Here is a 13,080-nt window from a genome sequence, read left to right as displayed (position 1 = left end):
AATGAGTGAATTTATTACAATTGGCGAACCTATAGTAACATTTGCATCTAAAGATGAAGATGTGTCGTTAACGGATGCGACTAACTTTCATAAAATAATGGGTGGTGCTGAGCTAAATGTGGCTATTGGTGTTGCAAGGTTAGGGCATACTACAGAATATATCTCACAAGTTGGAGCTGACCCATTTGGAAGGTATGTTAAAAAAACTATTAAATCACATAATGTTGGTACAACGTATATATCAGAAGACAAAGGGCATTTTACGGGACATCAGTTAAAAGAATTAGTAACTCAGGGGGATCCTAAGACGTTTAATTATCGTAAAGATTCAGCTGCATGCCATCTAACATCAGATATTATTAAAAACATTGATTTGAATGGTGTAAAAATTGCACATATGTCAGGTATTTTTCCAGCCATCTCAGATATTTCTGAAGCAACTTTTCGCGAACTTTTTGAAAGATTAATTCAAAATAACATTTTAACAACGTTTGATCCTAATTTACGGCCAACGCTTTGGTCATCTGAAGAAAAGATGATTAAGACCATTAATGAATTGGCTGGCATGGCTGAAATTGTTTTACCAGGTATGGCAGAAGGTAAAATTTTGATGGGATCTGATGATCCAGAAAAGATTGCTGACTTTTATTTGCAAGGGAATCGTACTAAAGTTGTTGTTGTAAAGATTGGCCCTGCTGGTGCTTATGTTAAAACTGCTGATGGTCAAAGTTATACTGTTGATGGATTCAAAGTACAGCAAGTTGTCGATACTGTTGGTGCAGGTGACGGCTTTGCGCTAGGTGTTATTACGGCACTATTAGAAGGAAAGACGTTTAAGTCAGCAGTTCTCCGTGGTAATGCAGTTGGAGCGTTACAGGTACAAACAGTTGGTGATAACGACGGTTATCCAACGCCAACAGAGTTAAAGGAATTTTATCTAAAAGAAGGGGTTGCTGAAGAATGACAAAATTACAAGTTGCGATAGATCGTGTTCCTTTGGATAAGGCATTGAATCTTGCACAGGAATTAGATGGAATAGTCGACATTATTGAACTAGGAACATCAATTGTTAAAGATTATGGACTTGAAGCACTTAAAAAAGCTGATTTTAAACTTGAAAAGTCACAGCTTTTAATTGATTTAAAAACCATTGACGAAGGCGAATATGAGTTTGTTAAAGGATATGAAACTTCTGCAAATATTTTAACTGTTATGGGTGCATCTTCATTGGGGACGTTAAAGAAAACTTATGAAATTGCACAAGATACGGGTAAAGACATATTTATTGATTTAATGGAAATTGATGATCAAAAAGTAAATGAAATATCAAATATGCCAAATGCAATTTATGGATTACATCATTCAAAGGATGCAACTACCACGTTTAATGCAGTGGATACAATACAAGCATTTCATGAAAGTCACCCAGAGATTAAGAAAATTGCTGTTGCCGGTGGTGTAGATCTCGACCAAGCTAAAAAAATTTCTAATCAAGGAATAGCGGATGTTATTATTGTCGGTGGTAAAATAGCAGGATCCTCTGATCCGATTAGTTCAGCTAAAGAATTCATGGAGGCAATACAATGACGTTAGTAAATGAAGTAGTCGATGAAGTAAATGAAGTAATGGCATTAGTTGATGAGACGCAACTTGTTGCAGCAGAAAAAATTATTGATAAAAACAAACGTATTTTTATTTTGGGTGCCGGACGTTCAGGATTGATGGCTAAAGGTTTTGCAATGCGTTTGATGCATATTGGTTATTCTGTTTTCGTTATTGGTGAAACAATAACACCTTCAATTCAGACGGGTGATGTACTGGTATCTGTATCAGGATCTGGAAAGACTGGCAGTGTTTTAGATCCAAGTAAAAAGGCTAAGGAAAATGGTGTTAAATTAGTTGCGGTTACAAGCAATGCTAATTCACCGTTAGGTCGAATTGGGGATGCAACAATTGTTGTGCCAGGAGCTACTAAATCGGGGGATGGCGTTAAGTCTATTCAATTATTAAGTACCTTATTTGATCAAAGCGTTCATATTACTTTAGATGTTTTGTGCTTAATGCTTAGCCGTCGGGATAATATTTCGAATGAAACTGCTAAAGCTACTCATAGTAACATGGAGTAATTAAGTTAGAGGGAAGAAATTATGCAAAGAGTTGAATTTTTGTCATAGTTAAGTAAAGCAGGGATAGTTTCAGTAGTACGCGGTTCTACAGCAGAAGAAGCATATCAAACAGCGCTTGCCTGTATTGAAGGGGGGTTAAGGCGATTGAATTAACCTTTACGGCACCTTCGGCTGATGTGCTTATTAAAAGAATTAGTGAAGAATTTATTGATGATGAGGAAGTGATTGTAGGTGCTGGTACGGTGTTGGATGCTGTTACTGCACGTATTGCAATTATGGCTGGTGCAAAATTCGTAGTTAGCCCATCGTTTGATCAAGAAACTGCCTTTATTTGTAATGAATACCAAATTCCGTATTTACCAGGATGTATGATGATTACTGCGGTTAAAACGGCATTACGATATGGTGCTGATATTGTTAAAATTTTCCCAGGTAGTACGGTTGGAAAAGGCTTTGTAAAAGCAATTAAAGTACCATTACCGTTTGCTAATGTTATGCCTACGGGAGGCGTCAACTTAGAAAACATGCATGAATGGTTTGATTTAGGTGTTATAGCAGTTGGGACAGGTAGTGATTTAACGGGTAAGGCTTCTGAAGGTGATTTTTCAGGAGTGATAGATCGTGCCAGAGAGTATCGAGCAGAGTATGAACGTCTTCTTAGCGTAGCAACGCCACTTTAAAAAATTAAAAAATGGTTATAGTATTTGAGTGCTATAGCCTTTTTTTGTGGAGAATATTTCTAACTTTTAATATAAAAATTCAAGTTAAAAAACTGTTATATCCTTGCTTAGTCCCTGAAAATTAGATATAATTAAAAAATTAAAAATATCTAATATTTTAATTAAAGGGTGGCTACATAAGGCTAGGGGGCAGATTAATGGGAATTGATAAAATAGGAATGAAGGCGGCTGTATTAGCGACGAGTGTCATTGCCGGAATTGGCGTGGTAACGCATACAGCCGATGCAAAGGTGAAACAAGTTATTAGTACGTATTCTAGTACTGAAATTTCATCATTGGACACAGCAAAGGCAACAGAATTAAATGCTTTTACGCAGCTTGATAATATTACCGAAGGTTTATATGTTTACGATAGCAAAGGGCACCAAAGAAGTCTTTAGCACAAAAAACTAAGGTTTCTGATGATAAAAAAACATATACAATCGATCTTCGTAAGGACGGTAAGTGGAGTAACGGTGATCCGGTAACGGCTGCAGACTTCGTTTTCGCATGGCAAAGAGCTGTTGATCCAAAGACAGCTAGTGAATATGCTTATTTATTTGATAATATTGAAAATGCTAAAGCAATTCAGGATGGCGAAAAAGCACCAGATACCTTGGGTGTTAAATCTACTGGTAAATATCAGCTAGAAGTTAAGTTAGCTGCACCACAAGAATACTTTAAAATGATTTTGGCACGTGAAACGCTAGCACCGTTGAATCAAAAGTTCGTAGAGCAACAAGGTGATAAATATGGAACTTCATCTAAAACAACTTTGTACAATGGACCGTTTGTAAGTAAGGGTTGGTCTGGTTCAACAACGCAGTGGACTTTGAATAAGAACCCATACTACTGGGATAAAAAGTATGTTAAGTTGAGCAAGATTAATTACTCAGTTATTAAGGATCCATCAACTGCCTACAATTTGTATCAAACTAAGAAGTTAGATCAAATGACGTTAGTTGGTGAACAAGCACAACAATTGTCAAAGCATAAGGATGTTGTAAAGCGTAATCTAGCTGCAACGTCATACTTGCAATATAACTTAAAGCGTAATAATGGTCTTGAAAATGCTAAGATTCGTCAAGCCATTTCACTTTCAATTAATCGTAAGCAACTAACTGACAGAATCCTAAAGAATGGTTCACAACCAGCATCTGGATTTGTACCACGTAAGGTTGCAACAAAACCAAATGGTAAGCAAGACTTTTACGATGCTTCTCAAGTAAAGAATACGGCAGAGTACAAGCCAAAGTTAGCTAAAAAGTTGTTTGCTGAAGGCTTGAAGGAAGTTGGTAAGGATAAGATTAGTGCAACGGTTATTACTGCCGATGCAAGTGCTTCTGAGCAAGTAGCTGTCTTTATTCAAGATCAATTGCAAAAGAATTTGCCTAAGCTTGATTTGACACTACAAAAGGTGCCACAGAAGAGTCGAATTGCTTCAGTTAACGAAGGAAACTTCGATATTTCATTCCAAGGTTGGTCAGCCGACTTTGCTGATCCATATACTTTCTTACAAATTTTCCCAAGTGATAGTGCACAAAACCACACTGGTTGGAAGAATGAAGCATATGATCAAGCCATTACAGATTCATTGAATAAAAACGCTGCTAATAAAACAGCTCGTTGGAATGATTTGGTGAAGGCTGAAAAGATTCTGATGAAGGATCAAGTTATAACGCCAATTTATCAACAAAACAATGAAGATTTGGTTAACCCAAATCTAAAGGGGATTAGTTACAACCAAATTAACGGACATTATAGTTACAAGACGGCTTATGTAGCCAACAAGTAACCGTATTTAGGGGGATAATTTTGAAAGAACAAGAACAGATTGAACTAGTAAAAGCATTTTCTGATTTGAATGGGGTGCCTGGATTTGAGACGGAAGTAGCTAAGTATTTTGAAGAACGTGCTACGCCGTATGGGAAAGTTAGCCGTGATGGTATCTTTAATAGCTATGTTGATCGGACAGAAAATACAGGTAAAAAGCCAGTTGTGCAAATTGATGCTCATGCGGATTCTGTTGGCTTCATTGCGCAAGCTGTACGTCCAAATGGATTGATTAAGTTTGTCACGTTAGGTGGTTGGGCACCAACAAATGTTCCAACAACACGCGTTCGAGTGCGTAATAAGGATGGTCAATATATTAAAGGAGTCGTTGCTAGTAAGCCACCTCACTTTATGACTGACGAGGAAAAGAAGCAAGTGCCAAAGATTGCTGAGATGTCAATTGACGTTGGCTCAACTAGTCGTGATGAAACGATTAATGATTTTAAAATTGACACTGGATGTCCAATTTTCCCGGATGTTGAATGCGAATACTACCCATCAACCCGTTTGTTCTTTGGTAAGGACTTTGATAATCGTGTCGGGTCAGCAGCTCTAGTCGACGTGTTGGATCAAGTACATGAACAAGACCTAGACGTTGACGTTGCTGTTGCACTTTCAACACAGGAAGAGGTCGGTACACGTGGTGCAAAGGTAACGGCGAATAAAATCTCACCTGATCTTGCTATCGTGTTTGAAGGTTGTCCATGTGATGATACTTTTGAAGAAGATTGGCTAATTCAAACTGGCTTGAAGCGTGGTCCAATGTTACGTGATATGGATACGTCATTTATCGCTAATCCACTATTTGAAGAATATGCTGCTAAGATTGCAGATGAGCATAATATTCCTTATACACGTTCAGTTAGAACTGGTGGGGGTGTTAACGGTGCACCTATTCAATACTGGAATGGTGCCCCAACGATTGTTATTGGTATCCCTGTACGTTATGAGCATACTGCTTATAACTGGGCATCATTAGATGATTTCCAACATGCAGTTGAGTTGACTGTCGAAATCTTAAAGGACTTAGATGCAGACAAGATTGCTAGTTTCTTTGGTTAATATATAAATATTAAATGGCTCGTGAGTTTGACATAATATCAGCTCACGGGCCATTTATGTTTAATTAGTAATACTTTCGGCTGACCATATTAAAAGTGAGTATACTAGTAGGTAAAGTCTAAGGAAGGAGCTAATGATGGAAAATCATTTAAAAGAAGCGTTTCGTTTGAAGAATATTGTTACCTTAATGATGGGTCTAATGTTTATGGCTGCTGGTGTATCATTATCGCGGATAGCTGGACTAGGAACATCTCCAATCGCTAGTATTCCAAATGTCTTAAGCTATATGATGCCATTGTCAATTGGTTCTTTAACTATTATTTTCATGATAGTCTGCGTCGGTGTAGAAATTATTTTTTTAAAGAAAAAATTTTCAATGGCTAACTTATTACAAATTATCCCAGGTAGTATTTTTGGTATGCTAATAAATGTTTTTTTGAGTATCTTTTCATTTATTCAGGTTACTACATATTGGCAAAAGTTAGGTTTGACCGTTATCAGTATCGTAGTATTAGCATTTGGTGTTTACTTGGAAGTGGCATCTCATTCAATTATTTTGCCTGGTGAGGGGGTAGCGAAAGCAATTTCAATTGCAATGAATAAACCATTTGCGAAAGCTAAAATTTGGGTAGATAGCAGTATGGTAATGGTCGCCCTCATACTAGCATTAGTCGTTTTCCATAGTTTAACAGGAATTCGAGAAGGAACGGTGTTGTCAGCTTTATTAGTTGGACATGTTGTTGCTCTATTTAAGCGGTGGTTTGCTGATAAAGTTTAGAATAATAAAGATATAACCAGTTAAAGTAATTGGAGTATATTACCTAAATAAAAAAACGGTAAGTCGTCGCCTTCTAGGTGATAACTTGCCGTTTTTTGTGTGTTAAAAGTTAAATGTATTCTTATGTGAGTCAATCGATGGGATTAAGTTGTTTTAATTACGTGGGTGCCGATATTGGTGGCATTAGTAAGAACTTTACTTTTGATTACTGATAGTAAAGCTTATATTCTTGAATAATTAGTTTTAGTTTGTTAATGATATGCAATTATTTTTTGGGGATGGTAATCCTTGTCATCTCATGAGAATTGATATCAAAACATTTAAAGGGCTTTCACAAAATTCAAACATATAAATTACTAGTTAACTAATTTAATTTTAATACAAATATCTATAAAGTCTTTTATTTGACATATATATAATATTCATGCACCATGGTAATCGTAGTAACTTACAAAATGTATATAAAACTCAGGAGGCATTTTAGAATGGTAAAACAGTTTATTAATGGTGAATTTGTTGATAGTCATGCAACAAACACCATTCAAGTTTTGAATCCAGCTACGAACGAAGTAATTGGAGAGGTTGCCGAAGGGGATGAACAAGATTTAAAGGTTGCCGTTGCTGGTGCTAAAGAAGCACAAAAAGCATGGGCAAGTGTAAATCGTGTTAAGCGTGCTGAAATCGTATTAGAGTTAGCCGATTTGATGGACGAACATAAGGAAGAAATTGCTAAGATTTATCAAGAAGAGCAAGGTAAGGTTTATGCTGATGCACTTGGCGAAGTAGAAGGATCAGTTGACTATATTAAATATATGGCTGGCTTGGGACAATCTGCTAAGGGTGAAGTTTTGCAGAACCAAGTTGATAATGAATTGGTAATGATTGTTAAAAAGCCAATTGGTGTGACTGCTGGTATTATTCCATGGAACGCACCAATCTTTATTTTGATGCGTAAGATGATTCCAGCCTTGGTAACAGGATGCTCAATCGTCGTTAAGCCAAGTGAGGAAACACCATTCGGTACGTTCAAAATTGCTGAATTAATTCAACAAACTGATATTCCAAACGGACTTGTACAAATCGTTACAGGAACTGGTTCTGGTATTGGAAGCATGATGTCAAAGAATGAAGACATTGATTTGATTTCATTGACTGGTAGTACCGGTGCTGGTAAGGCAGTTATGTCTGAATCATCAGCCAATGTTAAAAAGGTAAACTTAGAGCTTGGTGGTAAAGCACCAGCTATTGTTACTAATAAAGCTGATCTTGATAAGGCAGTTAAGTACATTGTAGAAGCACGTATTAAGAACAGTGGTCAAGTATGTACTTGTCCAGAACGTCTTTACGTCCAATCAGGGGTATATGATGACTTTGTTGAAAAAGTGACAACTGCTATGAGTAACTTAGTAACTGGCGATCCAACTGATGATAAGACTGATTTTGGTCCAATCATTAATAAGAAGCAATTGGATTCAATTGATGAAAAGGTACAACATGCTGTAGAAAATGGTGCTAAGGTTTTGACTGGTGGTCACATCGTACCAGATACAACAGGTAACTATTACGAACCAACAGTTGTTGTCGATGTTGATGACGAATCAAGCATTATGACTGATGAAGTCTTTGGACCAGTTTTGCCAATTGCAAAGTTTGATACCATTGATGAAGCTATCGAAAAGGCTAATAACTCAGTTTATGGTTTGTCTTCATATGCCTTTACTGAAGATTTGAAGGAAGCTATGACATTTAGCGAACGTTTGAACATTGGTGAAGTTTACATTAACTGTGAAGCTGAAGAAGCAACAACTGGTTACCATGCCGGTTGGCGCCAATCAGGTCTTGGTGGTGCAGATGGTACCCGTGGATTTGAAGAATACTTGAACACAACGGTAACTTACTTCCGTTATGAATAAAAGTTAGTTTAACCACTGAATTCTCATTGAGGATTCGGTGGTTTTTTTGTGGCCTAATTTGTAAAATACGACACGATTTTTAATTAAAATCTCAGTATGATTTTTGATTGATTTTATAAAAACAGTGTGTAATTTAAATTTTATGAATCCAATTTTGAAAATATCTGTCTTGTTTTGTTAGAAAAAAGGCTTGTGAAAAAAAGTTTTTTTGAAAAAACTTTATTCGGATTTGTTAAATAATTGCATTTGATGAAAATGAAGCCAATATAAAATGTAAATTAATTTCACACGTTAGTATAATTAATGTTTCTCGGCATGCGATGGGACAAGTTTTGAATAATTACACTATTAAAACTAAGTGTTGACCGATATAAATAAGACTTTTTTGTGAAGCTTTTAATGAGCTTATTTGAAGAAAAATTAAACATTGTGAATTTTTTTAATCCGTTGTAAGCTTTATGTGTTGAAAGAAAACGCTTACATTTTAAACGTTTTTGAATATAGTATGAATAGTTAATAAGAGTTTTAGGTTATTCAATGGAGGAATATTATTATGCCAAAGTATGTACTATCAATTGATGAGGGAACAACTAGCACACGTGCCGTGATTTACGATAAGCATGGTAAGGTAATTGCTTCTGCACAACGTGAGATCACGATGTTCTATCCACAACCAGGTTGGGTTGAACAAGATGCTAATGAAATTTGGATTGCTGTTCAAGCTGTTATCGCAACGGCTTTGATTCAATCAGGAATCCAACCTACTGATATTGAAGGGGTTGGTATTACTAATCAACGTGAGACAACGATTGTCTGGGACAAGCAAACAGGATTACCAATTTATAATGCTGTTGTCTGGCAATCACGTCAAACGGCGCCAATTGCTGAAAAATTAATTGCGGATGGTTATCAAGACATGATTCAACAAAAGACTGGCTTGATTCCTGATGCTTACTTCTCAGCTACTAAAATTCGTTTCATTCTAGATCAAGTTAGTGGGGCACAACGCCGTGCTGAAAATGGCGAGTTACTATTTGGAACAATTGATACATGGTTGGTATGGAAGTTGACCGGTGGTCAAGTTCACATTACAGATTACACAAATGCTTCTCGTACCATGATGTTTGATATTAAGAATTTGAAGTGGGATCAAGAACTTTTGGAATTATTGAATATTCCGGCAAAGATGTTGCCTGAAGTTCACCAATCATCAGAAGTTTATGGAACAGCTATTCCTGTTCACTTCTTCGGTGCTGAAGTACCAATTGCTGGTATCGCTGGAGACCAACAAGCATCATTGTTTGGTCAATTAGCGCTTAACAAGGGTGATGTTAAGAATACGTACGGAACTGGAGCTTTCGTTGTCATGAATACTGGTGATGAAGCCAAAATTTCAGATAACGGTTTGTTGACAACGATTGCTTATGGAATTGATGGCAAGGTAACGTACGCTCTTGAAGGTTCTGTTTTCGTTGCTGGATCAGCCTTGCAATGGTTGCGTGATGGTATGCGTGTCATCAAGCAAAGCCCAGAAAGTGAAGATATGGCTAACGCTTCTACCGACGAAGACGAAGTTTATGTTGTACCTGGCTTTACTGGATTGGGTGCACCATACTGGGATTCAGAAGCACGTGGGGCAGTCTTTGGATTGACACGTGGAACAACTCGTGAAGACTTCGTTAAGGCTACGTTGCAATCACTAGCTTACCAAAGCCGTGATGTCGTTGATGCAATGCGCCAAGATACCGGTTTGGATATTGCCAAGTTGCACGTCGATGGTGGGGCATCTTTGAATAACTACTTGATGCAATTCCAATCAGATTTATTAAACACAGAAGTATCACGTCCAGCTAACGTTGAAACGACAGCCCTTGGATCAGCTTACTTAGCCGGTCTAGCTGTTGGATTCTGGAAGGATGTTGATGAGTTGAAGACAATGACACAACAAGCCACTGAGTTTAAGCCAGAAATGTCAGAAGATCATGCAGATGAATTATATGAAGGATGGCAACAGGCTGTTGAGGCAACACGTGTCTTCAAGCCAAAGAAGCGGGGGACTAAATAATGCGATTTAAGAGTAGTCAGCGTATAGCAGCAATTGAAAACTTAAAAGAAAATGATTTTGATGTTGTTATTATTGGTGCTGGAATCACTGGGGCCGGTATTGCGCTTCAAACAGCAGCTTCTGGCTTGCGGACAGCCATTATTGACATGCAAGACTTTGCCGAAGGAACAAGTAGTCGTTCAACAAAGTTAGTCCATGGTGGTATTCGTTACTTAAAGACATTTGACGTAGATGTTGTCGCTGATACCGTAGGTGAACGTGCGCGGGTACAACAAGTTGCCCCCCATATTCCACGTCCATCACACATGTTAATGCCACTTTATGATGATTCTGAAGCAACTTTCACACCCATGAGTGCTGAAATTGCCATGGAAATTTATGACAAATTGGCCGAAGTACCTGCAGATAGTCCATATGTTCATCGTTTGTTAACGGCTGAAGAATCGCATGATTATCTACCAATGTTGGACCATCAAGGATTGGTTGGATTGGCGATTTACTTAGATTACCAAAACAATGATGCGCGTTTAACAATTGAAAACATTAAACAAGCTGTTAGTGATGGGGCTGTCGCAGTTAGTCATTTGAAGGCAACGGCCGTTACTGCTGATGGTGACGGTAAGAAGATTAGTGTTGAAGATACTTTTACTAAAGAAGTATTCGATATTAAGGGTAAGGTTGTTGTTAATGCAGCTGGTCCATGGCACGATACAATTACTAAAATTGCTGATGAGACAACTAAGGATACAATTCGTCCTACTAAGGGTGTACATTTAGTTATTAATCAAGATCGTTTGCCAGTACCAAATACTGTTTACTTTGATTCTGGATTCCATGATGGTCGTATGATTTTCGTTATTCCACGTGCTAATAAGACGTATTTTGGAACAACAGATACAGATTATTCAGGTGATTATTTGCATCCTAAGGTTGAACAAGCTGATGTCGATTATCTGTTGGCAACTATTAATAGTCATTTTCCTAACGCACATATTACCATTGACGATGTGCAATCTAGTTGGGCAGGGCTACGACCATTAATTGGTGGTGCAGGTGATTATAACGGTAATACAACTAAGAAAACGGCATCTGATGAGAGTTTGCATGAATTAAATACTAAGCTTGATCAATACTTTAATAACGAAATTGATCGTCACGAAGTTGATGAACAATTAAGTGACTTAACAAGTAGTGGTGATAAGAGTGCTTCAAGTGTCTCGCGTGGTTTCCAAATTAAAGCAGAAAACGGTATTGTCAACGTATCAGGTGGTAAATTGACAGACTATCGTTTGATGGCTTCTGAGACATTAGAAAAATTAGTAGGCATTTTCGCTGATAAATTTGCTACTAAGGTTACGCCTATTGATTCAACAAAGTATCAAGTATCAGGTGGTCACTTCAATCCAAATGATGTTGATGCTGAACTTGAAAAGTATGCTGAAGAGTTGGAGAAGTATGAGGTTAACGAAGTTAAGGCTAAAGAAATTGCTAACCTATATGGATCTAACACGCCTGAAATAATTGAATACATCAAAACAGGTGTTTCAGCACCTAAATTGTCAGTAGCTGAAACTAGCATGTTGCACTATGCAATTGATAAAGAATTTGTCTTGCGTCCAATTGATTACTTCTTGCGTCGTACAAACTATCTATTGTTTAAGTCAGAAGACTTAGAACGTCTTGAAACACCAGTTATTGATGAGATGGCTAAGATTCTTGAATGGTCCGATGATACAAAACAAGCAATGACAGAAGAGTACACTCGTTTACGTGATGAAGCGCAATTGAAGGCGCTAAAAGAGGAGGCAAAGTAATGTCAGAGAGAGTTCCTTTAGTTATAGGAAATTGGAAAACAAACAAAAAAGTAGCTGAGGTTTACGATTTCTTACAAGAGATTCAAGGTAAATTACCTGATCCTAAAAAGGTAGAAGTTGGTATTGCAGCTCAAGATATTTACTTGCACGAAATGGTTAAGCGCAGTAAGGAACTAGATATTCCAGTTAGTGTATTTGCTGAAAATGTACACTGGGCTGATGAGGGTTCTTATACTGGTGAAACTTCACCAGCTGCGTTAGCTGATATTGATGTTTCAGGATCAATTGTTGGTCACTACGAACGTCGTAAGATGTTTAAAGAAACCAATGGATCAGTTGGATTGAAAGTAACGGCAACTCTTCGTAATGGTTTGGTACCAATCGTCGCAATTGCTGAAGATGCAACACACTATAATCCTGATGACGAAGATATGGCACCTTTGACAGAAATTGCCGTTGGTTTGGCTGGTGTTGATAAGGCAAAGGCTGAAAATATTGTCATTGCATATGAACCGGCTTGGGCAATTGGCGCTAGTGAAGCACCTTCATTAGAAATTATTGAACACGCAGGAAAAGTAATTCGTAAGTCATTAGCCATCTTGTTTACGCAAGAAGTAGCTGATAAGATTCGCATTCAATATGGTGGTTCAGCGACGCCAGAAAATTCAAAGGAAATTTTAGGCTTAGAAGATATTGATGGGTTGTTAATTGGTCGCGCATCGCTAGAACCAGCTGCATTCTTAAGCATGGTTAATGATGCTATTTAGGGG

11 protein-coding genes and 1 pseudogene are annotated in these 13,080 nt (G+C 37.5%); all 12 read left to right on the top strand.

The genetic code is table 11. The features are described 5' to 3' along the window. Position 1 precedes the first annotated feature (1 nt). The 12 genes and pseudogenes from GA0061074_RS04155 (at position 2) to tpiA (ending at position 13,077) form a co-directional block, all read left to right on the top strand. Positions 2–964 carry a sugar kinase gene (locus GA0061074_RS04155; protein ID WP_092462143.1) on the top strand — a complete coding sequence of 321 codons (963 nt, stop codon included), beginning with the start codon at positions 2–4 and terminating at the stop codon, positions 962–964. After that, positions 961–1,587: an orotidine 5'-phosphate decarboxylase / HUMPS family protein gene (locus GA0061074_RS04150; protein ID WP_092462141.1), complete on the top strand. Its 627-nt coding sequence runs from the start codon at positions 961–963 to the stop codon at positions 1,585–1,587. The genes GA0061074_RS04155 and GA0061074_RS04150 overlap by 4 nt, the downstream gene beginning before the upstream one ends. Next, the gene (gene hxlB, locus GA0061074_RS04145) at positions 1,584–2,126 is read left to right on the top strand and encodes a 6-phospho-3-hexuloisomerase (protein WP_092462139.1); all 543 of its coding nucleotides are present in this window, start codon (positions 1,584–1,586) and stop codon (positions 2,124–2,126) included. Before GA0061074_RS04150 ends, hxlB begins: the two co-directional genes overlap by 4 nt. A 63-nt stretch (positions 2,127–2,189) precedes the next feature. Beyond that, positions 2,190–2,806: pseudogene (locus GA0061074_RS04140) on the top strand (bifunctional 2-keto-4-hydroxyglutarate aldolase/2-keto-3-deoxy-6-phosphogluconate aldolase). 197 nt (positions 2,807–3,003) lie between these two features. Beyond that, positions 3,004–3,246, top strand: a complete 243-nt coding sequence (locus GA0061074_RS04135; RefSeq protein WP_092462136.1) for a hypothetical protein — start codon at positions 3,004–3,006, stop codon at positions 3,244–3,246. A gap of 41 nt (positions 3,247–3,287) precedes the next feature. After that, positions 3,288–4,640, top strand: coding sequence for a peptide ABC transporter substrate-binding protein (locus GA0061074_RS04130; protein WP_240005832.1), 1,353 nt, complete (start codon positions 3,288–3,290; stop codon positions 4,638–4,640). Between the two features lie 20 nt (positions 4,641–4,660). Continuing rightward, positions 4,661–5,740: a M42 family metallopeptidase gene (locus GA0061074_RS04125; RefSeq protein ID WP_092462132.1), complete on the top strand. Its 1,080-nt coding sequence runs from the start codon at positions 4,661–4,663 to the stop codon at positions 5,738–5,740. 133 nt (positions 5,741–5,873) lie between these two features. Continuing rightward, positions 5,874–6,518, top strand: coding sequence for a YczE/YyaS/YitT family protein (locus GA0061074_RS04120; protein WP_092462130.1), 645 nt, complete (start codon positions 5,874–5,876; stop codon positions 6,516–6,518). A 485-nt stretch (positions 6,519–7,003) separates the two neighbouring features. Next, positions 7,004–8,431, top strand: a complete 1,428-nt coding sequence (aldA, locus tag GA0061074_RS04115; RefSeq protein ID WP_092462128.1) for an aldehyde dehydrogenase — start codon at positions 7,004–7,006, stop codon at positions 8,429–8,431. A 550-nt stretch (positions 8,432–8,981) separates the two neighbouring features. After that, positions 8,982–10,496: a glycerol kinase GlpK gene (glpK, locus tag GA0061074_RS04110; protein ID WP_167550164.1), complete on the top strand. Its 1,515-nt coding sequence runs from the start codon at positions 8,982–8,984 to the stop codon at positions 10,494–10,496. Then, the gene (locus tag GA0061074_RS04105; protein WP_092462122.1) at positions 10,496–12,310 is read left to right on the top strand and encodes an FAD-dependent oxidoreductase; all 1,815 of its coding nucleotides are present in this window, start codon (positions 10,496–10,498) and stop codon (positions 12,308–12,310) included. The genes glpK and GA0061074_RS04105 overlap by 1 nt, the downstream gene beginning before the upstream one ends. Continuing rightward, positions 12,310–13,077, top strand: a complete 768-nt coding sequence (tpiA, locus tag GA0061074_RS04100) for a triose-phosphate isomerase (protein ID WP_092462120.1) — start codon at positions 12,310–12,312, stop codon at positions 13,075–13,077. Before GA0061074_RS04105 ends, tpiA begins: the two co-directional genes overlap by 1 nt. The last annotated feature ends 3 nt before the right edge of the window (positions 13,078–13,080 follow it).

It is taken from the genome of Weissella bombi (assembly GCF_900094835.1).
Taxonomy (GTDB): Bacteria; Bacillota; Bacilli; order Lactobacillales; family Lactobacillaceae; genus Weissella; species Weissella bombi.
This window is presented reverse-complemented; position numbering and strand designations above follow the sequence as displayed.